The sequence below is a fragment of the Streptomyces flaveus genome, from assembly GCF_014647675.1.
GTDB classification, from domain to species: domain Bacteria; phylum Actinomycetota; class Actinomycetes; order Streptomycetales; family Streptomycetaceae; genus Streptomyces; species Streptomyces flaveus.
Genome location: NZ_BMPQ01000039.1, coordinates 46,740 through 68,938 on the forward strand (window position 1 = coordinate 46,740; position 22,199 = coordinate 68,938).

Here is a 22,199-nt window from a genome sequence, read left to right on the forward strand (position 1 = left end):
GGGGGTGGCCCCCGAAGGCGGGGCGGAAGGGGCAGCCCCTGGTGGGTCGGAAGGAGCGCAGCCCCGGTGGAGCGGAAGGGGCACAGCCCCGGGCGGATCGGAGCGGGCACAGCCCCTGGGAAGAGGGCCGGCGACGATGCCCCCGGCGGCGCTACGCCCCCTGTCGCGCGTGGTACGTCCTGCGCGTGTGCTCCGTGTGGGCGCGCATGACCTCCGTCGCGCGCTGCTCGTCGCGGGTCGAGATCGCCGCGATGAGTTCGCGGTGCTCGATCCAGGACTGGTGGCCGCGCTGGCGGGCGACGGGGGTGTAGTACCAGCGGACCCGGCGGTCGACCTGAGCGGCCAGCTCCGCGAGGACCGCGTTGCCCGCCAGCTCCATGACCTTCGCGTGGAAGCGGGCGTTCATCGCGACCGCGCCGTCCACGTCGTCGGCGTCCACCGCCCGCTCGCCCTCGGCGCACAGCTCCTCCAGGGCGCTGATGCCGGCACTGCCCGCGTTCGCGGCGGCGAGGCGGGCGGCCTCGGCCTCCAGGAGCGTACGGACCGTGAGGAGCTGGTCCGCCTCCTGCTCCGTCGGCTCGTGTACGAACGCGCCCTGCGCGGGCCGCAGATCGACCCAGCCCTCGGTGTTCAGCCGCTGCAAGGCCTCGCGCACCGGCTGCCGGGAGACCCCGAGATGCCCGGCGAGCTCGCTCTCGACCAGGTGCTGGCCGGGCTGCAGGGCCCGCGTCGTGATGAGCTCGAGCAGCGCCTCGTACACGCGATCCCTGAGCGGCCCCGGCCGTTCGAGCTTGGGTACCGCCCCCTGCGGCAGTCCTGTCGACAACATCGCGGTCCCCTCCTGGGCAACGGCAGCGCGGCAGCCGGAAAGCCAGTGTCAGAGTGTCAGCCAGTGTCAATTGTCTTTCGTCTACAGTCTACGGCGCACACCGGCCAGGGCGAGGGGCAGTTGGACTCGTCACATCACGGCGAACCCGCACGTCACGGGCAGCGGACCACCTGTCCCGCGTACGACAGATTGCCGCCGAAGCCGAAGAGCAGCACCGGGTCGCCGGTGGAGATCTCACCGCGTTCGACGAGCTTCGAGAAGGCGAGCGGGATGCTCGCCGCGGACGTGTTGCCGGACTCGGCGACATCGCGGGCGACGACGGCGTTCACGGCGCCGATCTTCTCGGCGAGCGGCTCGATGATGCGCAGGTTCGCCTGGTGCAGGACGACCGCGGCAAGGTCCTCGGGTTCCAGGCCGGCCCGCTCGCAGGCCTTGCGCGCGATCGGCGGGAGCTGGGTGGTGGCCCACCGGTAGACGCTCTGCCCCTCCTGCGCGAACCGCGAAGGCGTGCCCTCGATCCGTACCGCGTGCCCCATCTCGGGCACGGAACCCCACAGAACCGGCCCGATGCCGGCCTCCTCCGAGGCCTCGACCACCGCGGCCCCCGCCCCGTCCCCGACGAGCACGCAGGTCGTACGGTCCGTCCAGTCCGCGACATCGGACATCTTGTCGGCGCCGATGACGAGCACCCGGGTCGCGCCCCCGGCGCGTACGGCGTGATCGGCGGTGGCCAGCGCGTGCGTGAAGCCCGCGCAGACGACGTTGAGGTCCATCACGGCCGGGGACGGGATGCCGAGGCGGGCGGCGACCCGGGCGGCCATGTTCGGCGAGCGGTCGACCGCGGTGGAGGTCGCCACCAGGACGAGGTCGATGTCGCCGGGGACGAGTCCGGCCGCCGCGAGGGCCTTGGCGGCGGCGTGCGCGGCCAGCTCGTCGACCGGTTCGTCGGGTCCGGCGATATGCCGTGTGCGGATGCCCACCCGGCTCCTGATCCACTCGTCGCTGGTGTCGACCAGACCCGCCAGGTCCTCGTTGGTGAGTACCTTGGCGGGCTGGTAGTGGCCGACTGCGACGATGCGTGAGCCGATCATGGGCGGTCCCCCTCATTACTGGGTGTAGGGCCCACCAGTCTGTTCGGATACTCACGGGTACGAAGACAAGTGAAGCCACAGGAAAGCGGCGTCAGCCTTGTCGGCTTTTGTTGAACGCTCGGACACCCGAGTACTTACCCGGTGAACAGCTGCGTCGCCTTCCGCACCAGTTCGTACAGACCGTAGGCGAGCGGGGCCCCCACCCACACCCAGGAGAAGGCGATCAGCCCGCGACGGCCGGGCGACGTACCGGCCGGTGCGCTAGGCGGACTGCTGTCGCTCGTGGACATCTTCGGCCTCCTTCGGGGCGGGGACGTGGTGGCGGGCATGGACGGGGCGTACGAGTTCGTTGGCGACGAAGCCGATGGCCAGCAGCCCGATCATGATGATCAGGGACGTTCCGTACAGGGCCTCTCCGGACTTGCCCGCCTCCTCCTGCCGGTCCGCGATCCAGTTGACGATCAGCGGTCCGAGGACTCCGGCGGTCGACCACGCGGTGAGCAGCCGGCCGTGGATCGCGCCGACCTGGTAGGTGCCGAAGAGGTCCTTCAGATAGGCGGGGATGGTCGCGAAGCCGCCTCCGTAGAAGGAGAGGATCACCAGCGCGCAGACGATGAACAGCGGCTTCGAGGAGTCGCCCACCCATGCGATCAGCGCGTACATCAGGGCGCCCGCGCCCAGATACAGGCGGTAGATGTTCTTGCGTCCGACCAGGTCGGACGTCGACGACCAGACGATACGGCCCGCCATGTTGGCCGCCGAGAGCAGCGCGACGAAGCCGGCCGCCGCCGAGGCCGAGACCGGCGTCGAGGTGTCGGCGAAGAAGTCCGTGATCATCGGGGCGGCCTTCTCCAGGATGCCGATGCCCGCCGTGACGTTCATGCAGAGGATGATCCACAGGCACCAGAACTGCGGAGTGCGTACGGCATTGCGCGCCGACACCTGCACGCCCTCGTAGGCACTCGGCCCGGAGGCGACCGGCTTCTCGCTGCGCGGCACGCGCACCAGGAGGACGCCGAGCAGCATGAAGACGGCGTACGACAGCCCGTGCACGAGGAACGCGAGCGCGATCCCGGAGCTGTCGGAGCCGAACGACTCCAGCATCTGCGCGGACCAGGGCGAGGCGATCAGCGCACCGCCGCCGAAGCCCATGATGGCGATGCCGGTGGCCATGCCGGGCCTGTCCGGGAACCACTTGATGAGCGTCGAGACGGGCGAGATGTACCCGATACCGAGACCGATCCCGCCGACGAAGCCGTAGCCGAAGACGATCAGCCAGTACTGCTCGGTGGCGGCCCCGAGCGCGGAGAGCAGGAAGCCCGATGAGAAGCAGATCAGGGCCACGGTCATCGCCCAGCGCGGCCCGTTCCGCTCCACGAGTGTGCCGCCGAACGCGGCGGACAACCCGAGCATCACGATGCCGAGTTGGAAGGGCAGCGCGCTCTGCGTACCGCTGAGGTCGAGCGCGGACTCCAGGGGCGGTTTGAACACGGACCAGGCGTAGGCCTGACCGATGGAGAGATGGACCGAAAGGGCAGCCGGCGGAACCAGCCAGCGGCTCCAGCCGGGCGGGGCTATGGGTGGACTCATGATCCCGAACGATAGGAATCTGGCGCCCAGTTGGGAAGTCGGCCCACCCGAACTCGTCGACGGTATGCGATGAACGGTATGCCGGACGCGACGAACGGTCGTCGGGGGCCGACGGGCGGCACCCCCTCAGTGTCGGGTCAGCGGGCGCCGGATTCGAGCAGGGCTTCGATCTGCTCAGGAGTGATCACGAGGGTGCGTCCTTCCCGGTGGCGGCTTGTGATGTCGCTGCCAGCAGTGGGGTGGAGGACAGCAGCTCCGTTGCGGCTCTGCCGTGCAGGGAATCCAACGTCTCGCTCTGCTGCCCCGCCCTTTGCAGCAGTTGCTCCAGCCGGTCGGAGTCCAGGCGTGAGTCCTGTGCCGATACGGAGAGCAGGGCGCGCCAGAGCAAGGCCTTGCCCTGTACCCCCAGCCGCAGTGCTTCGAGTTCGACCAGCACGGTGAGGCCGGAGCGACGCAGCAGGCGCCCGTTGGGCTTCACACGCCCGATCTTCTCGCCCAGCCATGCCCCGTAGACCTTGTAGTGCTTTACGGGAACGTCGAGGTCGGCCAGGAGTCGCAGCAGGGCCTGCCGGTCCTGCGAGATCTCCGCCGCCAGGTTCTTCAGGTCGTCACCGTATGGCGAATCTCCGTGCTCCTGGACCATGCGCCGGACGAGCTCTGCACCGGCCGTCGCCCCGGCCAGGTGGTCATTGAGATAGATGTCCAGCCTTCTCTGGCGTGTCTGACCGTCGCCGGTACCTCGTGCTGTCACGTTCATGGTTTCCCTCAGGGTCTCGAAGCTGTCGATGTTCACCGAGTGCCCCGGCTGAGTCGGTCAACCTCTGCCTCGAGGTTGCGTCTGGTCCGGTTTCTCCTGCCCGCACCACCGTGGACGAGCCGTGGATTCCTGGGGCGGACAGTCGGATGGGGGTGCTTGCGGTCGGGCATGGTGAACGCCGCTCGCATGCTGCCGCAGCGGTTGGGCGGCCCGGCCCACAGCTCGTCCGACTCGAGGAAACCACTCTGGACGGCCACAGCCGGGCTCGCCGCCGGGGCCGCCGTCATCCGACGGTCGAGGCCGCGCCCGTCGGCCCGGGAGCGTCCAGTGCTCCTGGCACGGCAGCGCCTTCCGGCCCTCGGACGGACGGAGCTGAAATGTGGGTGCTCGCTGATGCGCATCCGGAGATCACGCAACCTCGGAGGTGACAGGAATGACAACCTCTCCCCGATCATCCATGGAAACCCATCCCGATATCCTCGACATGCGCACGCGCCACGAGATGGCCGAGCGTGCGGCGACCACCCCCCAGGCGCAGACCGTGGAGACGATGGCTCTCCTCACGGGCCTGTATCTGGCGGCGTCGCCGTGGATCGCGGGGTTCAACGGCCTCACGACACTGGCCGTCAACAACCTGATCGTCGGCATCGCCTATGCGGTCCTGATGAGCGGAGGCTTCGGGCGTGCCTACGAGCGCACGCACAGCATGGCGTGGGCGGCCTGCACCCTGGGCGTGTGGACCATCATCGCCCCCTGGGTCGTGGCAGGTGACGTCACCTCTGCGAGGTCCATCGTCAGCAACGTCGTCGTGGGTACCGTCGCTCTGCTGCTGGGGCTGGCAGCCAGCGCTGCCGCCCGCCAAACCGACTCACGTCGGTCAACCGGCCGAAACCGCGGCATGCCGGCTGCCTAGAGGCCTGCCGGAGCCGGCTTGGCTTTATCAGGCGACCCCTGCGCCCCGCTCACCGGCAACGGGCGGGGAACCAAGCGCGGCTCCGGCGACACGCGTCCGACGACTGACGCCTCCTATGGACCGCCGGCCTCGGCGGTCCATAGGGATGGGCGGGAGCCAGGGACCATCGGCGGGTTTCCGCGTGTACGGATCCAACTGTCAGCGGGTGAGCAGGCACGCCAGTGTGCTCACGCCTCCGGCGCAGGCGAGGACGACGCAGGCACAGGCGGCGTGGCGTTTGAGCAGGTCGCGTCGGAGGGCGGCGTACCGGTCCTCGTACTCCTGCCGCAGTTGGCCGGCTCGCTCAACTACGTCGAGCAGCATCTGACGGGTGAGGCCGATGCGCTGGCGGACGTAGTGGCGGGTGAGATCCTCGGCTTGGGCGGAGGTCAGCCACGGCATGCGGGCGCAGAGGGCTTCGGCCTCTCGGCGCGCCTGGTCGTGATGGACGTGGGCGAGCATGTAGCCCTCGGCCTCGTCGGCCAGAACGCTGTCCCCGTCACCGTAGGGTCCGCCGTGCGCGTTGCGGCTCATGGCCGTTCGCCGTTGTGACCGCCGGCGTCCAGGGCGTCGCGCTTGCCGGTGTACTCCCGCTCGTCGAGCTGTGCCAGGTCCGGATGGTGCAGGTCGAAGGCGGGGGATTCGGAGCGAATGCGCGGCAGGGTGACGAAGTTGTGGCGGGGCGGCGGGCAGGACGTGGCCCACTCCAGGGAGCGGCCGTATCCCCAGGGGTCGTCGACCTCGACCCGTTTGCCACGTTGGGCGGTTTTCCAGACGTTGTAGAGGAAGGGCAGGGTGGACAGGCCGAGGAGGAAGGAGCCGATGGAGGAGACGGTGTTGAGTGCGGTGAACCCGTCGGCGGCGAGGTAGTCGACGTAGCGCCGGGGCATGCCCTCAGCACCGAGCCAGTGCTAGAGGAAAGTGGTGTGGAAGCCGACGAACAGCGTCCAGAAGTGGATCTTCTCGAGGCGTTGGTCGAGCATGGTGCCGGTCATCTTCGGCCACCAGAAGCTGAATCCGCCGAACATCGCGAAGACGATCGTGCCGAACAGCACGTAGTGGAAGTGCGCGATCACGAAGTAGCTGTCGGTGACGTGGAAGTCCATCGGCGGCGAGGCCAGGATCACCCCGGACAGGCCGCCGAAGAGGAACGTGACGAGGAAGCCGACCGCCCACAGCATCGGGGGTTCGAACGAGATCGAGCCCTTCCACATCGTGCCGATCCAGTTGAAGAACTTCACGCCGGTCGGCACGGCGATGAGGAAGCCCATGAAGGAGAAGAACGGCAAAAGCACGGCACCGGTGGCGAACATGTGGTGGGCCCACACGGTCACGGACAGGCCGGTGATGGCGATGGTGGCGCCGACCAGGCCCATGTAGCCGAAGATCGGCTTACGGGAGAAGACCGGAAGGATCTCGGTGACCACGCCGAAGAACGGCAGGGCGAGGATGTAGACCTCGGGGTGGCCGAGAGAGCCGGAGTCTCAGCCACCTTTCTCTACGAGAACACCGACGCCCGCACCCTGGTGAAGGACGCGGTCGCCAGCAGTCGAAGCCGGCATGACCGTCTCGCTCAAGAAGAACACGACCGAATCGAAGCGACCTGGCGTGAGCGCGCACTGAACGCGGAATCCGAGCTCACCCGCGCCCAGAAAGAGGTCCTCGGACAGCGGCAGACGATCGGCGAACTGATGGGCCAGATCCGCGACATCGACCAGATGGTCCCCGGAGAGTCCGTCCAGGCCCTTGCCACGGAGAACACCACCCTCAAGCACCGCGTTCACCAGCTCACCCAGGAGCACCGCAGGCTCCAGGAGCGGTTGGAAGGCGCCCGCTCCAACCTCCGCTTCTCCGAAAAACGCATCGCCGACCTCGAAGCCCAACTCCTCGAACAGGACCAACCATGACTCTCCCGCTCGGCACCGACCCGATCACCCTCGGCCTGTGACTTAGCGCTTCAGTTGGCGAGTTGAGTGCTGTGGTCGGCGAGTGAGCTGATCTCGCCCCCTACACACGCAAGCTCTCGCCACCCGAATCGACCGAGACGCCGCAGCGCAACCCACCCGGGGCCATGGCGCATGAGCACACAAGGCCCACGTGTCGGGTGTCGATAAGGCTCCGCGTCACGACGGGGCGAGGACGCAGAACTCGTGGCCCTCCGGGTCGGCCAGGCACGTCCACGGGACATCGCCCTGGCCGAGGTCGAGGTCGGTGGCGCCGAGGGCCCGCAGCCGGGCCACCTCCGCTGCTTTGTCGTCACCGGGGTACGGCAGCAGGTCAAGGTGGACGCGGCCGTGCACGGTCTTCGCGTCGGGCGTGCGGAGGAACTCGAGATACGGGCCGACACCCTTGGCGGAGCGCAACACCGCATGATCGTCGGTCACCTCGTGCAGGGTCCAGTCCATCGCCTCACCCCAGAACCGGGCCATGGCCCGCGGATCCGCGCAGTCGACCACCACCGCGGCGATCGGCCCGGTGTCCCGGTAGATCTCCCGAGGCTCCAGCACGCAGAACTCGTTGCCCTCCGGGTCGGCGAGGACCGTCCACGGGACGTCGCCCTGGCCTACGTGGGCGGGCGTCGCACCGAGAGCCTGGAGGCGCGCGACCAACTCCGCCTGATGGGCCGCAGAGGTGGTGGCGAGATCGAGGTGCACACGGTTCTTCGCCGTCGTCTTGGGTTCCGGGACGGGAACGACGTCGACGCCGACGCCGACCGGGTCCGGCCAAACGAGGCCGCCGACGGGTCCAACGTAGGTGGTCACGCCGGGGCTGTAAGCACTCCAGCCGAGCGCCTCCGCCCAGAACCGGCCGACCGCCGAGACATCAAGAGCCTTTATGTTCACCTGAACAGGTCGCAGTGCCATGCCGGCGATCCTATGCACCCGCTCTACAAGACGGAGTTGATCAAGCCCCGCAAGCCCTGGCACGGCCTGGCCGACGTCGAACTCGCCACTGCGGAATGGAGAGTGTCCCCCTCGATGCGCCCGCGGAGGGTGTCCTGGTCGGCGTGGGGGACGAAGTGCCTTACCGGGATGGCATGTTGGGCGAGGCCCGTGCTGATCTCGCGCCAGTACTGCTCGACCAGGACGGTCATGGGCATCACCAGAGTGCCGCCGGTGTAGTCGAGTACGCGGCGGGCGGTCTCGACGACGAGCGGCCGCCACGGCGGCCAGTGCTGGAAGTTGTCCGCCCCGGGCAGCCCCGGCGTGATGTCCATGAGCGTCTCGCCGACCTTCTCGGCGTCGAACACCCGTGAATCCGGGATCAGTTGCTGTACGAGTGGACTGGTCGTCGTCTTGCCTGCGCCGTGGGTGCCGTTGAGCCATACGATCATGGGACCCGACACTGAGCGACCCCGGGGAAGTTCGGGCCGCGGGAACGGGCACGACAGAAAGGGGGGTGGTGGACGTGTTCTCCCGGGCGATCGTGGGCCGGTCCGCCGCCCCGGCGGGCTGGACGCCTTCGGTGTCCTGATGGCTCCCTTCCGGGTTCGGGTGTTCTGAGGCGCCGAACCCGGAAGGGGCGCCACGGCTATCGCACCGCCGTCACTTCTTCCAGGCCCAGTGCAGGCGGTCGAGCCCGCTCTGGTTGTTCACCTTCAGGCTGAGCTTGGTGCCCGTGCCCTGGAGGGTGGTGAGGGAGTAGGTGTCACCGTTGCGCAGGCCGGGCCAGTAGACCGAGCCCAGGCCCATCTCCCGGATGATGTCGGTCGCGGCCTGGATGTACGCGACCTCGTTGGAGCCGTTGACCGGGCCGTTGTAGTCAAGGCCGGTGGTCATGGAAGCGCCGAACTCGTCGAGGATCGTGCGTGAGGCGCAGTCGCCGATGCGCTCCTTGAAGTCCGCTTTCCACTGGTCGACGCTGGTCCAGTCGGTGTGCCAGAAGCCGTAGTTGTGCAGCGCGATCCGGGTGCCCTTGAGGCGCGGGTCGGCGCACACCGGCTTGACGTCCTCGCTGTACTTGTACCCTCCGATCACCATCCGGTCGCGGGGCACCTTGCGGTGGGTGGTCACCCACTTCGCGGCGATGTCGGTCCACTCCTGGGCGGTGTAGCCGAACGGCTCGTTCATCGGCTCGAAGTACACCTTGGAGTTGCGGGCGTAGGAGGAGGTGATCCGCGCCCACATCCGGTCCCAGGAAGCCTGGTTGTCGATCTTGCCGTCCTTGGTGGTGTCGGCCTCCCAGTAGCCCAGGACGACCTTGAAGCCCTTGGCGGTGGCGGCGTCGATCGCGCCCCGGTACGACTTCCAGAAGGAGCCGTTCACGGAGGTGGGGTTGACCGGAAGGCGGACCGTGTTGGCGCCGAGTTTGGAGAACCCGCCGATGATCGCTCTGGACTTGGCGTAGGTCGTGGCGTAGCTGTCGGAGGTGGACAGACCCGAGGGCACGACCGCATCGTCGGCGTAGTTGTCGCGCGGATCGGCCCAGTTGACCCCGCGGAAGTCGCTGACGGGCGGCGGCGAGGTGTGGCTGGAGGCGGCTGCGGACGCGGGGGAGGCGAGCGCCCCGCTGAATGCCGTGACGCCGGCCAGCAGCGCCCCCAGGCAAGCTGTCCCGCGATGGTTCTTTCGAGGCACGAAGTCCCTTTCGGCGCAGGTGAGTCCGCGAAACCCTGACTGCGGGTCGGCGGCTCTGTGGCCCCCGCAAAGTAGAAGAGATCTCAAACAGAGGTCAACACATCTGCACACCAAATTTCATCAAGAACGCAGGATCACGAGCTGCCCACGGCCGGCCCCGAGCCCGTCAGTCGCACCGGAAGCCGTTGCGCGAACTCTTGCTGGCCCAACTCCCATACTGTAGACAATATTCCGTCGACAGATTTCGACGCCTCAGTTCACCTCCGCGGTATCCCTCGACCGAACGGAGACCCTCAGTGAAAGTCGCAGTTCTCGGCGCCGGTGCGATCGGCGCCTACGTCGGTGCCGCCTTGCATCGCGCGGGCGCCGACGTGCATCTCATCGCCCGTGGACCCCATCTGGCGGCCATGAGGCAGCACGGAGTGCAAGTGCTCAGCCCGCGTGGGGACTTCACCGCTCGGGCCCACGTGACCGACGACCCGGCCGAGGTCGGCCCGGCCGACTTCGTCTTCCTGGGACTGAAGGCCAACTCGTATGCGGCGTGCGGGCCGCTGATCGAGCCTCTCCTTCACGACACGACGGCGGTGGTCGCCGCCCAGAACGGCATCCCCTGGTGGTACTTCCATCGGCACGGCGGCCCGTACGACGGCCATCGCGTGGAGAGCGTCGACCCGGACGGCGCGGTCAGTGCGGTGCTCGCGCCCGAACGCGCCGTCGGATGTGTGGTGTATGCCGCAACTGAACTGGCAGGACCGGGAGTTGTACGCCATCTCGAAGGCACCCGGTTCTCCATCGGCGAGCCCGACCGCTCGGTGTCGGCGCGGTGCACCGCGTTCAGCGAGGCCATGCGGGCCGGCGGGCTCAAGTGCCCGATCGAGCCCGACCTGCGCAACGACGTCTGGCTCAAGCTGCTCGGCAACATCTCCTTCAACCCGATCAGCGCCCTCGCCCGCGCGACCATGCGGCAGATGTGCCTGCACGGCGGCACCCGCAAGGTCATCGAGATCATGATGACCGAGACCCTCTCCGTCGCCCGGGCGCTGGGCTGCGAGGTCGGGGTCTCCATCGAACGGCGGCTGGCCGGCGCCGAGCGCGTCGGCGATCACCGCACTTCGACCCTTCAGGACCTGGAGCGCGGCAAACCGCTCGAGCTCGACGTACTCCTCGCCGCCGTCGTCGAGTTGGCGGAGATCACCGGGGTCGAGGTGCCGACGCTCCGTACCGTCCACGCCATCTCGGATCTGCTCGCATTGAGGACCGCCGCATGAGCCGTATGAGTCGCCTGAGCCACACCGGCCGTACCAGCAAACGCGACCGAACTCCCAAGACGTACACCCGACTTACTCATCCACTCGTCCGCGACTCACGCGACGAGCCCTTCCGCCAGGCGACCTGGGGTGAGGCGCTGGACCGCGCCGCCCGCGGACTCTCCGCCGCCCGTGGCACGTTCGGGATGTTCTCCTGCGCCCGCGCGACCAACGAAATGAACTACGTGGCGCAGAAGTTCGCGCGCGTCGTCATGGGCACCAACAACGTCGACTCCTGCAACCGCACCTGCCACGCCCCCAGCGTCGCGGGCCTCTCGGCCGCCTTCGGCTCGGGCGGCGGAACGTCGTCGTACGGGGAGGTCGAGCACACCGACCTCATCGTGATGTGGGGCTCCAACGCCCGTTTCGCACACCCGATCTTCTTCCAGCACGTCCTGAAGGGGATCAGGAACGGGGCGCGGATGTACGCGGTCGATCCGCGCCGCACCTCCACGGCCGAGTGGGCGGAGAGCTGGCTCGGGCTGAACGTCGGCACGGACATCCCGATGGCGCACGCGATCGGCCGCGAGATCATCCACGCGAGCCTTGCGAACGAGTCCTTCATCGAGCGGGCGACCACCGGCTTCGAGGAGTACGAGAAACTCGTCGAGCCCTGGACACTGTCGCTCGCCGAGAAGGTGACGGACGTACCGGCCGCCGCGATACGGGAGTTGGCGCACGCGTACGCCCGCGCCGAGCGCGCCCAGCTGTGCTGGACCCTCGGCATCACCGAGCACCACAACGGCACGGACAACGTACGCGCCCTCATCAACCTGTCCCTGCTGACGGGCCATGTGGGCCGCTACGGCTCGGGGTTGCAGCCCCTGCGCGGCCAGAACAACGTGCAGGGCGGCGGCGACATGGGCGCCATCCCGAACCGGCTCCCCGGCTTCCAGGACATCCTGGACCCGGACACACGGCTGAAGTTCGAGTCCGCCTGGGACACCGTCATCCAGCCGCACTACGGGCTGAACCTGACGGAGATGTTCGAGGCCATGGAGGAGGGCACGCTCAAGGCCGTCTACTGCATCGGCGAGAACCCGGCGCAGTCCGAGGCCGACAGCGAGCAGGCGATACGGCGGCTGCGGGCCCTCGACTTCCTCGTCGTGCAGGACATCTTCCTCACGAAGACCGCCGAGCTGGCCGACGTGGTGCTGCCCGCGACCGCCGGGTGGGCCGAGACGGACGGCACAACCACCAACAGCGAGCGGCGAGTTCAGCGCGTCCGGGCCGCCGTCACTCCGCCCGGTGAGGCCCGTGAGGACATCGACATCATCTGCGAACTGGCCGCCCGGCTCGGCCACGACTGGAAGTACGCGGACTCCGAGGCCGTATGGAACGAACTGCGGTCGGTGTCGCCGGACCACTACGGGATGACGTACGAACGCCTGGAGGAGCACCAGGGCATCCAGTGGCCGTGCCCGGACACGGGCCGGCTCGAACCGACGTACCTGCACGGCCGGTTGTGGGATGCGGATCCGGCCCGTCGCGGTCGTCTCGCGCCCTTCGGGCTCGTCCAGCACGATCCGCCGGTCGACCTGACGGACGAGGAGTACCCGATCCGTCTGACCACCGGGCGGCGGCTCGACTCGTACAACACCGGTGTGCAGAGCGGCGGTTTCGCGTCGCCGCTGCGGCGCGGGGAGTACGTCGAGCTGTGTCCGGAGGACGCGGAGCGCTACGGGGTCGTGGTGGGCGAGGAGGTCCAGGTCTCGTCCCGGCGCGGAGCGGTGGTGGCGCCGGTGTGGGTCGATCCGGCGCTGCGGCCGGGGCTCGCCTTCATGACCATGCATTTTCCCGACGAGGTGGACACCAACCAGCTGACGATCGAGGCCAACTGCCCGATCGCGGGGACGGCGGAGTTCAAGGCGTCGGCGATCCGGATCGAGAAGCTTCCGGTTGCGACTCAGGTGAGGTGATCTGGTGGATCTGCACTTCGGTGACAGCAAGCCCACGGACGAGGAACGGGCGGCGGTCGACGCGCTGCTCGGGCCGCCTCAGTCGTCGTGGGAGGGCGCGGACCGGTCCGACGCCGACCTCAGGTGGGCACGCGGCGGCCGCGAGGCCCGGGAACGTCGCGACCTGCTGTTGCCGGGGTTGCACGCCGTCAACGACCGGGTCGGCTGGATCAGCGAGGGCGCACTCGACTATCTGTGCCGCCGACTGACCGTGCCGCCGGCGGAGGCGTACGGGGTCGCCACCTTCTACTCGATGTTCTCGGTGAAGCCGCGCCCCGCGACCGTGCTCCATGTGTGCACGGACCTCGCGTGCGCGGCGGCCGGCGCTTCGGAGCTGTGCGCCGGTGTCGAGGCCCGACTCGGCCTCGGCAGCGGCGTCAGCGTCGAGCGCAGCCCGTGCCTGGGCCTGTGCGAGCGGGCGCCGGCGGCGCTGGCGGTCAAGGCCGGGGATCCGGTACGTACGGCCGTGTCCGCGCCGGCCACCATCGAGTCGGCCGTGCTCGCGGGCAGCGCGCCCGACTCGGCGCCGGAGGAGCCGCCCGCGGCGATGGCGGTCCCGCAGGCCGGGGATCCGTCTCTGGTACTGCTGAGCCGTGTCGGCGTCGTCGACCCGACCTCGCTCGACGACTACCGGGCGCACGGCGGCTACACGGCCCTGCGCCAGGCCTTCGCCCTCGGCCCCGCCGGAGTCATCCGTGAAGTCACCGACGCCGGACTCGTCGGCCGAGGCGGCGCCGCCTTCCCCACCGGCCGCAAATGGCAGGCCACGGCATCCCAGCCCGACCACCCCCACTACCTCGTCTGCAACGCCGACGAATCCGAACCGGGCACCTTCAAAGACCGCGTGATCATGGAGGGCGACCCGTACTCCCTCGTGGAGGCGATGACGGTCGCGGCGTACGCGATCGGCGCCCACAAGGGCTACCTGTATCTGCGCGGCGAGTACCCACGCGCCCTCATACGCCTGGAGCACGCCATCGATCAGGCACGCGCGCGTGGCCTCCTCGGCGACGACATCCTCGGCCAGGGCTACGCCTTCGACATCGAGATCCGGCGCGGCGCGGGCGCGTACATCTGCGGCGAGGAAACCGCCCTTTTCAACTCCATCGAGGGCTACAGAGGAGAGCCCCGCTCGAAACCGCCCTTCCCCGTAGAGAAGGGTTTGTTCGGCAAACCCACTGCTGAGAACAACGTCGAGACACTGGTCAACGTGCTGCCGATCCTCACGCTGGGGGCACAGGCGTACGCGGCGATCGGCACCGGGAAATCCACCGGCCCCAAGCTGTTCTGCGTATCGGGAAGCGCGGATCGCCCCGGCATCTACGAGCTCCCGTTCGGCGCGACGCTGGGCGAACTGCTGGAGCTGGCAGGCGTACGTAAACGATTGCGCGCCGTCCTCCTCGGCGGCGCGGCCGGCGGCTTCGTACGGCCCGACGAGCTGGACATCCCGCTCACCTTCGAGGGGACGCGGGAGACGGGCACGACGCTCGGCTCGGGTGTCGTGATGGCCTTCGACGACACCGTTCCCCTCCCCCGCCTGCTGCTGCGTATCGCCGAGTTCTTCCGCGACGAGTCGTGCGGTCAGTGCGTGCCGTGCCGGGTCGGCACCGTGCGCCAGGAGGAGGCGCTGCACCGCATCGTGGAGCGCACGGGCGCGGACGCGGCCGACGACATCGCGCTGCTTCGCGAGGTGGGCCAGGCCATGCGGGACGCCTCGATCTGCGGTCTCGGGCAGACCGCGTGGAACGCCGTGGAATCCGCCATCGACCGCTTGGGGGCGTACGAATGACCGCGACCTGCCGCAGCACAGGAGCCGCCGTATGACCGTGACACCGCTGGGGATTCCCCGCCGTCTGCTGGAGTTCACCATCGACGGTGAACCGGTGCGGGCGCCCGAGGGCTCGACGATCCTCGACGCCTGCCGGTCGGCGGGCAAGGACATCCCGACCCTCTGCCAGGGCGACACCCTCACCCCCAAGAACGCCTGCCGCGTCTGCGTCGTCGAGGTCGAGGGCTCGCGCACGCTCGTCCCGGCCTGTTCCCGCAAGGCCGAGCCCGGTATGGAAGTGCGGACCGACACCGAACGAGCCCGCCACAGCCGCAAGATCGTCCTCGAACTCCTCGCCTCATCGGTCGACTTGTCGACCACACCCCAGGTCGCCGAGTGGATCAAGGAGTACGAGGCGAAACCGGACCGCTTCGGCCCGGACGCAGCCCGCCTGAACGAGGAACCGAAGATCGACAACGACCTCTACGTCCGCGACTACGACAAGTGCATCCTCTGCTACAAGTGCGTCGACGCCTGCGGCGACCAGTGGCAGAACACCTTCGCGATCTCCGTCGCCGGGCGCGGCTTCGACGCCCGTATCGCGGTCGAGCACGACGCCCCGCTCACCGACTCCGCCTGCGTGTACTGCGGCAACTGCATCGAGGTGTGCCCGACGGGAGCGCTCAGCTTCAAGTCGGAGTTCGACATGCGGGCGGCGGGTACGTGGGACGAGTCGGCGCAGACGGAGACGACCACGGTGTGCGCGTACTGCGGAGTGGGCTGCAATCTGACCCTGCACGTGCAGGACAATGAGATCGTGAAGGTCACCTCGCCGCACGACAACCCGGTGACCCACGGCAATCTCTGCATCAAGGGCCGTTTCGGCTACCAGCACGTACAGAACCGGGGCTGATCAGAACATGGGACGAGTCACGGAACGACGCAAGGTGATCCGCATTCGGGACGGGGCCATATCCACCCGCCCGGACACGCTCGTCGCCGAGGAACCCCTCGAGATCCGGCTGAACGGCAAGCCGCTCGCGATCACGATGCGTACTCCGGGGGACGACTTCGCGCTGGCGGCGGGCTTCCTGGTCAGTGAGGGCGTGCTCGGCGATCAGAAAGAGCTCCAGAACATCGTGTACTGCGCGGGCGCGACAGTGGACGGGTCCAACACGTACAACATCGTCGACGTGAAGACCGCGCCCGGCGTCGTCATCCCCGACATCACCCTCGAACGCAACGTCTACACGACCTCCTCCTGCGGCCTGTGCGGCAAGGCGAGCCTCGATGCCGTCCGTACGACGGCACGGTGGACCATCGACGACGGCGAAGCCGCCCCGGTCCGGCTCGAACCCGAGCTGCTCGCGAGCCTCCCCGACCGGCTGCGCGCATCCCAGCGGGTCTTCGACCGGACCGGGGGCCTGCACGCGGCGGCCCTGTTCACGGAGGACGGCGAGCTGCTCGACATCCGCGAGGACGTGGGCCGGCACAACGCGGTCGACAAGCTGGTCGGCCGCGCCCTGCAGAACGGCGCGCTCCCACTCTCCCGCACGATCCTGCTGGTCTCGGGCCGGGCCTCCTTCGAGCTCGCCCAGAAGGCGGTGATGGCGGGTATCCCGGTGCTGGCCGCGGTCTCGGCGCCCTCGTCCCTCGCGGTGGACCTGGCGGCGGAGTCGGATCTGACCCTCGTCGGCTTCCTCAGGGGCGCCTCCATGAACGTGTACGCGGGCGAACACCGGATCGCCCTGCGGACCGCGGCCGCCCAAGGCTGACCGGCTCCCCGCGACACGGCGGCGGGGCCCCGACCGGCGGGGAGCGCCCCCTGCGCCGTGATGGGGCTCCGCCTCAGTCACGCCGCGCCTGGGGGCTCCGCCCCCAGACCCCCGTGTCGGCCTGGACGGCCTCGTCCTCAAACGCCGGACGGGCTGAATTTGCCTGAACCGGCGTTCGACAGGCCACCCTGATCATCTGTTGCTCCGTCAGAATGAACTCCCCCAGCCACAGCACCCGACCTCCCCCATCCGTAACCCCGGACGTTTCACAGTCGCCGCACGGGCATCCATGATCACGGAACCGGACGGAACGACCGCTGCACGCTTCTTGTGGGCCGCCTGAGAGCCCAAGTAGCGTGCGTGGCGCGCACGTTGGACGTGGGATGTCCAGATGTCCGGACGGATGAAGGGCAGGTCGCACCATGCCGTCAAGTGTTCGCGCACGTCTCAGAACCACCGTCATCGCAAGCGTCACCACCGCCTCGTTACTCGCGCTGTCGCCACAGCCGGGTCCCGACCGGGTTCAACCGGCCGCCGAAACCACCGGGTTCGAGCAGCAGGTGCTCTTCAAGGCCTCTCAGGATCCCGGATACGCGTGCTTTCGGATCCCCGCCGTCGTGAAAACGACGAAAGGCACGCTGCTCGCGTTCGCCGAAGGCCGGGTGAACGACTGCAGTGACGCCGGCGACATAGACATCGTGCTCAAGCGCTCCACGGACGGCGGGCGCACGTGGGGGCCCCTCCAGGTCGTCAACGAGGGCGGGGGCGACACCCACGGCAACCCCGCCCCGATCGTGGACCGCGAGACCGGCCGCATCGTGCTGGCGGAGACGTACAACACGGGCCGTACGGACGGTCGCAACTGCGACGTGCCGTGCGACCGCACGCCCCACATGCAGCACAGCGACGACGACGGGCGCACCTGGTCCGAACCGCGCGACCTCAGCGACGAGATCCTGCCCGACCACTGGAACTCCTGGTACGCGACCGGGCCCGTGCACGGCATCCAGCTGAGCCGTGGCAGGCACGCGGGCCGGCTCGTCTTCGGCGTCAACGCCGAGACGTGGAACGGCAGTCGGGTTTCTGCCAACCACGCCGCGCTCATCGTCAGCGACGACGGCGGCGACAGCTGGCGGATCGGGGCAACGGACTCCTATCCGATACCGGCAGGCGGCACGTTCCGCCAGAAACCGTCCGAGATGACCATGACCGAGCGCGCCGACGGGGTGATCCTCATCAGCGGCCGCGAGCAGGACGGCACCGATCTCGGCCACCGTACGCAGACGTTCAGCCGCGACGGCGGCGACAGTTTCACCTCGCCCTTCCGTACCCAGCCGGACCTCTACACGCCCCAAGTCCAGGGTTCCAGCCTGCGGTTGGGCGACCGGATCCTGCTCGCCTGCCCCGCCGATCCGGACCGGCGCCGGACGATGATGATCCGCTCCTCGTACGACGGCGGGCGCACCTGGGACAGCGCGGACCGCGGCACGGTCGTCACGACGGACTGGTCCGGCTACTCGGACATGGTGGACATCAGCGGTGACACGGTCGGCCTGATGTACGAGGGCGGGGCCGTGGACGCGCGCGACGAGATCCGTTTCGCGCGATTCACCGAGGACTGGCTGCAACCGCGTCGCGGACCCGACCCGACCACCACCGACCTGGCCTCCCTCACGCGTCCCGCGGCAGTCCTCGGCGGCGCGCGCCCGACGGACGGCGTGTTCGGCCGGGCGATGCGGTTCGACGGCGCCGACGACGCCGTAAGGCTGCCGTATCACAGTGAACTGCCGCTGGGAACAAAGGACTTCACGGCGTCGCTGTGGTTCCGCTACACGGCCACCACCGGTGAGCAGCCACTGCTGTGGATGGGCGGGGTCGGCACCACACAGCCGCAGGTGTGGCTGCGCGGTGAGCCCGCTTCGAACCGTCTCCAGGGGCTGATCACGGTCCGGGACGGCACGGCGGCCCCGCGGTCCGCCTCGGTCAGCACGAGTGGCGCGTACAACGACGGGCAGTGGCACCATCTGACGCTGCGTCGGGGCGGTGGGCAGCTCACGCTGTTCATCGACGGCACGCCGATCAGTACGGCGGACGTGCCGGGTTCCGTGAGCCGTAACTCGCCGTTCGGCGTGCACATCGGCCAGAAGCTGGACAGTCGGGCGCATTTCGCAGGTGCGATCGATGATGTTCGCGTCTACGACCGGGCGCTCAGCGACACGGAGTTGACCGGCGTCAGGGCCAGGGGTTCTGTGACGCGGGACACCGTCCTGTGGCTTTCCATGGACCGAGTGCGCGGCAGCAACTAACGTCCCGTGCCGTGCCCGACGACTCACGCGTACGACGCCATGCGGGGGCCGGGCTGGGTCTGTTCCTTGCCCTGGTCCTCGGAGCGGTGCTGCTCACCGCCTTCCCGGAGGAAGACGACGACCGGGAGGGCGGCTGCGCGCCTCGTACGGTCTCGTCCTGGGCGGCGGAGCCGGACCTCACGGGCGAGTTCGCGCGGTACGGAGACGACGCCTCGCGGGCCGACGACTGGACCGGCGGTGACGGCACCCACTCCGTGCGGCTGCCGGACGGCCGGGTGCTGTGGCTGTTCTCGGACACGTATCTGGGCAACGTGTACGGACCGCCGAACCCGGTGGGCGAGTCGTACGCCTGGCGGGACCAGAACACGCCCCTGGTGCGGAACTCTGCCGTGGTCATGTCCGACGGCCGCCTCCAGAGCACCCTGCCCGCCCCGCTGTTCCCGGACCCGGCCCCCGGACAGTGGCGCTGGCCCGTCGCGGCCAAGGTCGAGGCCCGCTCCCCCGGGTCCTCGGACAAGGTCGTACGCGTCCTGCTGTGGACCCGTGCGAACGGCGCGTACCCCTGGATCTACGGCGTCCCCACCGGCACGGAGGTGGCCACGCTGTCGCTGCCCGATCTGCGGGTCGAGGGCATCGTCAAGGTCCTCGACCAGCAGCAGGTGCGGGAACCGGAGCAGCGGGTGCTGTTCGGCACGACGGCGGTGACCGAGGACGAGGACTGGACGTATGTGTTCGGCGGCGACGACGCGCAGGCTGCCTCCCGGCCGGCCTCGAAGGCGTACGTGGCGCGCGTGCCCCGCGACCGGCTGGCGGAGCCGGACGCGTGGGAGTACTGGGACGGCGGGCGGTGGTCCGCCATCTCCTCGCGGATGAAACCCGTGCTCGGAGACGGGCAGCGCAAGGGCGTGGGCAGCGCGTTCACGGTCGCACGGGACGGCGGCACCTGGGTGCTGTTCACGATGGCGGCGGGCGCCGAGGGGCTGACGACCGTCACCTCGTACTGGGCGTGCTCGCCCGCCGGTCCCTGGCGCGGGCCCACCAAGGGCTTCAGCCCGCCGCTGCCCGAGCAGAAGGGGGAAGTCGCGGCGTACAACCCGCAGGTGCACCCGGCGCTCGGCGGGCGGCTCGTGCTCAGTTACGACGTCAACTGGCTGGACGCGACGGGGACCACGGCGCAGTCGAATCTCAGTCGGAACGTGTCCCTGTACCGACCGCGATTCGTGACGCTGAAGCTGGGCTCGGGCTGAGGTCCGGCTCGGGGTCGCGGGAGCGGCGCTTGGCGATCACCGCGCAGACCATGAGCTGCATCTGATGGAAGAGCATCAGCGGCAGCACGGCCAGCGAGGCCTGCGCACCGAACAGCACGCTCGCCATGGGCAGTCCGGCCGCGAGGGACTTCTTCGACCCGGCGAACTGGATGGCGATCCGGTCCTCGCGGCTGAAGCGCAGCGCCTTCGAGCCGTACCAGGTGAGGGTGAGCATCACGGCGAGCAGCACCGCCTCGACCCCGAGCAGACCGGCCAGCCGCAACGGGCTGACCTGCTGCCAGACGCCCTGGACCATGCCTTCGCTGAACGCGGCGTAGACGACCAGAAGTATCGAGCCGCGGTCGACGAGGCCGGTGATCCGCTTGTGGCGTGTGATGAACCCCCCGATCCAGCGTTGCAGCACCTGCCCCGCCGCGAATGGCACGAACAGTTGCAGCACGATCTTGAGGATCGAGTCCGCGGAGAAGCCGCCGCCGGTGCTGCCGAGGAGCGTCGCCGCGAGCAGCGGGGTGATCACGATGCCCGCGAGGGAGGAGAAGGAGCCCGCGCAGATCGCGGCGGGCACATTGCCGCGCGCGATGGACGTGAACGCGATCGACGACTGGACCGTCGAGGGCACCAGCGTCAGGAAGAGCAGCCCGATGTAGAGCGAGTGCGTCAGGAACACCGGTTCAAGGCCGCGGGCCGCCAGGCCGAGCAGCGGAAACACCACGAACGTACAGGCCAGGACGGTGACATGGAGCCGCCAGTGGCGCAGCCCGTCCAGGGCCTCGCGGGTCGACAGGCGTGCCCCGTACAGGAAGAAGAGGAGTGCGATCGCGCCCGTCGACACCCCGGACGCGACATCTGCCGCCGTCCCCCGTGCGGGCAGCAGCGCCGCGAGGCCCACCGTCCCGAGCAGGAGCAGGATGTACGGGTCGATCGGCAGCCAGGACGGCCACGTCAGGCGTTTCACGGTGCTCCGTTGCTGAGTCGGTTCTTGTACGTCGATCTGTCGATCTGTCCGTCTGGACGCGGGATCGTGCCCTCTCCATGCTCCTCCTCCGGACCGTGATCGGGAATCCGGCATACGGCTCTGACTGTCATCACGAATCGCGATAGCCTGAGGAGCGTGTACGACCCTTCACATCTGCGTACGTTCCTGGCCGTGGCCCAGACGCTGAGCTTCACCCAGGCCGCCCGGCGTCTCGGTCTTCGTCAGTCGACGGTCAGCCAGCATGTGCGCCGGCTGGAGAGCACGGCGGGGCGGCAGCTGTTCTCGCGGGACACCCACTCCGTGGAGCTGACGGAGGACGGCGAGGCCATGCTCGGCTTCGCTCGCCGCATCCTTGAAGCACATGAGCAGGCGGCGGCGTTCTTCACGGGGACGCGCCTGCGCGGCCGACTGCGCTTCGGCGCCTCCGAGGACTTCGTACTGACCCGTCTCCCCGAGATCCTGGAGGGCTTCCGGCACGACCACCCCGAGGTCGATCTGGAGCTGACGGTCGAGCTCTCGGGCACGTTGCACGAGCAACTCGCCGACGGAAAGCTCGACCTGGTCCTGGCCAAACGCCGCCCCGAGGATCCCCACGGCGAACTCGTCTGGCACGACCGCCTGGTCTGGATCGGCGCGGAACGCCTCCGTCTGGACCCCGAACGCCCAGTCCCGCTGATCGTCTACCCACCCCCCGGAATCACCCGCGCCCTGGCCCTGGAAGCCCTCGAACGCCAGGGCCGCCCCTGGCGCATCGCCTGCACCAGCGGCAGCCTGAGCGGCCTGATCGCAGCAGCCCGAGCAGGCCTGGGCGTCATGGCCCACTCCCAGGGCCTGATCCCCCCGGGCCTGGTCCGAGTCCCACCCCGAGCAGCCCTCCCCGAACTGGGCAGAGTCGACTTCGTCCTGACCCACGCCACCCGCCACACACCAGCAAAGGGATCGGCAAACGCCCTGGCAACGCGCATCCTGCAAGGCGGGGTAAGCCTCCACACCGGCCGCTGACCTGCAAGGCGGGGCGAGCCTGCACAGCGGACGCTGCGGGGAG

Annotated in this window: 20 protein-coding genes and 1 pseudogene; 10 read left to right on the forward strand and 11 right to left on the reverse strand. The window is 69.0% G+C overall.

Features of this window, described 5'->3' with window-relative positions:
• Positions 1-151: 151 nt before the first annotated feature.
• The 5 genes from IEZ21_RS41385 to IEZ21_RS41405 all read right to left on the reverse strand — a co-directional run bounded on the left by IEZ21_RS41385 (position 152) and on the right by IEZ21_RS41405 (position 4,267).
• Positions 152-829 carry a GntR family transcriptional regulator gene (locus IEZ21_RS41385; RefSeq protein ID WP_189326975.1) on the reverse strand — a complete coding sequence of 226 codons (678 nt, stop codon included), beginning with the start codon at positions 827-829 and terminating at the stop codon, positions 152-154.
• A 152-nt stretch (positions 830-981) separates the two neighbouring features.
• Entirely contained in the window at positions 982-1,920 is a 939-nt protein-coding gene (locus IEZ21_RS41390; protein ID WP_189326976.1) for a beta-ketoacyl-ACP synthase III, read from the reverse strand.
• 134 nt (positions 1,921-2,054) lie between these two features.
• The gene (locus tag IEZ21_RS41395) at positions 2,055-2,210 is read right to left on the reverse strand and encodes an MFS transporter small subunit (RefSeq protein ID WP_189326977.1); all 156 of its coding nucleotides are present in this window, start codon (positions 2,208-2,210) and stop codon (positions 2,055-2,057) included.
• The gene (locus IEZ21_RS41400) at positions 2,182-3,510 is read right to left on the reverse strand and encodes an OFA family MFS transporter (RefSeq protein WP_033320310.1); all 1,329 of its coding nucleotides are present in this window, start codon (positions 3,508-3,510) and stop codon (positions 2,182-2,184) included. Before IEZ21_RS41400 ends, IEZ21_RS41395 begins: the two co-directional genes overlap by 29 nt.
• Positions 3,511-3,694: 184 nt before the next feature.
• Positions 3,695-4,267, reverse strand: a complete 573-nt coding sequence (locus tag IEZ21_RS41405; RefSeq protein WP_189326978.1) for a hypothetical protein — start codon at positions 4,265-4,267, stop codon at positions 3,695-3,697.
• 433 nt (positions 4,268-4,700) lie between these two features.
• Between IEZ21_RS41405 and IEZ21_RS41410 the strand changes: the two genes are divergently transcribed.
• Positions 4,701-5,180: an SPW repeat protein gene (locus IEZ21_RS41410; protein WP_246568724.1), complete on the forward strand. Its 480-nt coding sequence runs from the start codon at positions 4,701-4,703 to the stop codon at positions 5,178-5,180.
• A gap of 198 nt (positions 5,181-5,378) precedes the next feature.
• Here the strand turns inward: IEZ21_RS41410 and IEZ21_RS41415 are convergent, their stop codons facing one another.
• Together IEZ21_RS41415 and IEZ21_RS41420 are read right to left on the reverse strand one after the other, a co-directional pair.
• Positions 5,379-5,753: a hypothetical protein gene (locus IEZ21_RS41415; protein ID WP_189326979.1), complete on the reverse strand. Its 375-nt coding sequence runs from the start codon at positions 5,751-5,753 to the stop codon at positions 5,379-5,381.
• Positions 5,750-6,688 (reverse strand): annotated as a pseudogene (locus IEZ21_RS41420) (cytochrome c oxidase subunit I); the annotation flags it as partial. The pseudogene IEZ21_RS41420 and the gene IEZ21_RS41415, both read right to left, overlap by 4 nt.
• On the opposite strand from IEZ21_RS41420, the gene IEZ21_RS41425 reads away from it, so the two are divergent.
• Positions 6,683-7,126: a hypothetical protein gene (locus IEZ21_RS41425; RefSeq protein ID WP_189326980.1), complete on the forward strand. Its 444-nt coding sequence runs from the start codon at positions 6,683-6,685 to the stop codon at positions 7,124-7,126. The pseudogene IEZ21_RS41420 and the gene IEZ21_RS41425 sit on opposite strands and share 6 nt — an antisense overlap.
• Before the next feature lie 216 nt (positions 7,127-7,342).
• Here IEZ21_RS41425 and IEZ21_RS41430 read toward each other — a convergent pair whose 3' ends face one another.
• The 3 genes from IEZ21_RS41430 to IEZ21_RS41440 form a co-directional block, all read right to left on the reverse strand.
• On the reverse strand, positions 7,343-8,083 hold the full coding sequence (locus tag IEZ21_RS41430; protein ID WP_189326981.1) for a VOC family protein: 741 nt from the start codon (positions 8,081-8,083) through the stop codon (positions 7,343-7,345).
• Between the two features lie 23 nt (positions 8,084-8,106).
• The gene (locus IEZ21_RS41435; RefSeq protein ID WP_246568726.1) at positions 8,107-8,553 is read right to left on the reverse strand and encodes an AAA family ATPase; all 447 of its coding nucleotides are present in this window, start codon (positions 8,551-8,553) and stop codon (positions 8,107-8,109) included.
• Positions 8,554-8,764: 211 nt separating this feature from the next.
• Positions 8,765-9,796, reverse strand: coding sequence for a glycoside hydrolase family 5 protein (locus IEZ21_RS41440; protein WP_189326982.1), 1,032 nt, complete (start codon positions 9,794-9,796; stop codon positions 8,765-8,767).
• A 296-nt stretch (positions 9,797-10,092) separates the two neighbouring features.
• Between IEZ21_RS41440 and IEZ21_RS41445 the strand changes: the two genes are divergently transcribed.
• The 7 genes from IEZ21_RS41445 to IEZ21_RS41475 all read left to right on the forward strand — a co-directional run bounded on the left by IEZ21_RS41445 (position 10,093) and on the right by IEZ21_RS41475 (position 20,157).
• Positions 10,093-11,064 carry a 2-dehydropantoate 2-reductase gene (locus IEZ21_RS41445; protein ID WP_189326983.1) on the forward strand — a complete coding sequence of 324 codons (972 nt, stop codon included), beginning with the start codon at positions 10,093-10,095 and terminating at the stop codon, positions 11,062-11,064.
• A gap of 5 nt (positions 11,065-11,069) precedes the next feature.
• The gene (locus IEZ21_RS41450; RefSeq protein ID WP_189327000.1) at positions 11,070-13,022 is read left to right on the forward strand and encodes a molybdopterin oxidoreductase family protein; all 1,953 of its coding nucleotides are present in this window, start codon (positions 11,070-11,072) and stop codon (positions 13,020-13,022) included.
• Between the two features lie 4 nt (positions 13,023-13,026).
• On the forward strand, positions 13,027-14,850 hold the full coding sequence (locus IEZ21_RS41455) for an NAD(P)H-dependent oxidoreductase subunit E (protein WP_189326984.1): 1,824 nt from the start codon (positions 13,027-13,029) through the stop codon (positions 14,848-14,850).
• 31 nt (positions 14,851-14,881) lie between these two features.
• On the forward strand, positions 14,882-15,742 hold the full coding sequence (locus IEZ21_RS41460) for a 2Fe-2S iron-sulfur cluster-binding protein (protein ID WP_189326985.1): 861 nt from the start codon (positions 14,882-14,884) through the stop codon (positions 15,740-15,742).
• Positions 15,743-15,749: 7 nt separating this feature from the next.
• Positions 15,750-16,604, forward strand: coding sequence for a formate dehydrogenase accessory sulfurtransferase FdhD (gene fdhD, locus IEZ21_RS41465; protein ID WP_189326986.1), 855 nt, complete (start codon positions 15,750-15,752; stop codon positions 16,602-16,604).
• Between the two features lie 422 nt (positions 16,605-17,026).
• Positions 17,027-18,910: a sialidase family protein gene (locus IEZ21_RS41470; RefSeq protein ID WP_189326987.1), complete on the forward strand. Its 1,884-nt coding sequence runs from the start codon at positions 17,027-17,029 to the stop codon at positions 18,908-18,910.
• 11 nt (positions 18,911-18,921) lie between these two features.
• Positions 18,922-20,157, forward strand: a complete 1,236-nt coding sequence (locus IEZ21_RS41475; RefSeq protein WP_189326988.1) for a DUF5005 domain-containing protein — start codon at positions 18,922-18,924, stop codon at positions 20,155-20,157.
• On the opposite strand, the gene IEZ21_RS41480 is transcribed toward IEZ21_RS41475, so the two are convergent.
• Positions 20,096-21,133, reverse strand: coding sequence for a bile acid:sodium symporter family protein (locus tag IEZ21_RS41480; RefSeq protein ID WP_189326989.1), 1,038 nt, complete (start codon positions 21,131-21,133; stop codon positions 20,096-20,098). The genes IEZ21_RS41475 and IEZ21_RS41480 overlap by 62 nt on opposite strands.
• Positions 21,134-21,289: 156 nt before the next feature.
• Between IEZ21_RS41480 and IEZ21_RS41485 the strand changes: the two genes are divergently transcribed.
• Positions 21,290-22,156, forward strand: a complete 867-nt coding sequence (locus IEZ21_RS41485) for a LysR substrate-binding domain-containing protein (protein ID WP_189326990.1) — start codon at positions 21,290-21,292, stop codon at positions 22,154-22,156.
• The last annotated feature ends 43 nt before the right edge of the window (positions 22,157-22,199 follow it).

What these genes read in the sequence shown, in the direction of transcription:
- IEZ21_RS41385 (WP_189326975.1), bottom strand. Translation starts at nt 829, where the DNA reads ATGTTGTCGACAGGACTGCCGCAGGGGGCGGTACCCAAGCTCGAACGG.
- IEZ21_RS41400 (WP_033320310.1), bottom strand. Translation starts at nt 3,510, where the DNA reads ATGAGTCCACCCATAGCCCCGCCCGGCTGGAGCCGCTGGCTGGTTCCG.
- IEZ21_RS41430 (WP_189326981.1), bottom strand. Translation starts at nt 8,083, where the DNA reads ATGGCACTGCGACCTGTTCAGGTGAACATAAAGGCTCTTGATGTCTCG.
- IEZ21_RS41435 (WP_246568726.1), bottom strand. Translation starts at nt 8,553, where the DNA reads ATGATCGTATGGCTCAACGGCACCCACGGCGCAGGCAAGACGACGACC.
- IEZ21_RS41460 (WP_189326985.1), top strand. Translation starts at nt 14,882, where the DNA reads ATGACCGTGACACCGCTGGGGATTCCCCGCCGTCTGCTGGAGTTCACC.
- IEZ21_RS41405 (WP_189326978.1), bottom strand. Translation starts at nt 4,267, where the DNA reads ATGAACGTGACAGCACGAGGTACCGGCGACGGTCAGACACGCCAGAGA.
- IEZ21_RS41470 (WP_189326987.1), top strand. Translation starts at nt 17,027, where the DNA reads ATGCCGTCAAGTGTTCGCGCACGTCTCAGAACCACCGTCATCGCAAGC.
- IEZ21_RS41395 (WP_189326977.1), bottom strand. Translation starts at nt 2,210, where the DNA reads ATGTCCACGAGCGACAGCAGTCCGCCTAGCGCACCGGCCGGTACGTCG.
- IEZ21_RS41450 (WP_189327000.1), top strand. Translation starts at nt 11,070, where the DNA reads ATGAGTCGCCTGAGCCACACCGGCCGTACCAGCAAACGCGACCGAACT.
- IEZ21_RS41410 (WP_246568724.1), top strand. Translation starts at nt 4,701, where the DNA reads ATGACAACCTCTCCCCGATCATCCATGGAAACCCATCCCGATATCCTC.
- IEZ21_RS41390 (WP_189326976.1), bottom strand. Translation starts at nt 1,920, where the DNA reads ATGATCGGCTCACGCATCGTCGCAGTCGGCCACTACCAGCCCGCCAAG.
- fdhD (WP_189326986.1), top strand. Translation starts at nt 15,750, where the DNA reads ATGGGACGAGTCACGGAACGACGCAAGGTGATCCGCATTCGGGACGGG.
- IEZ21_RS41415 (WP_189326979.1), bottom strand. Translation starts at nt 5,753, where the DNA reads ATGAGCCGCAACGCGCACGGCGGACCCTACGGTGACGGGGACAGCGTT.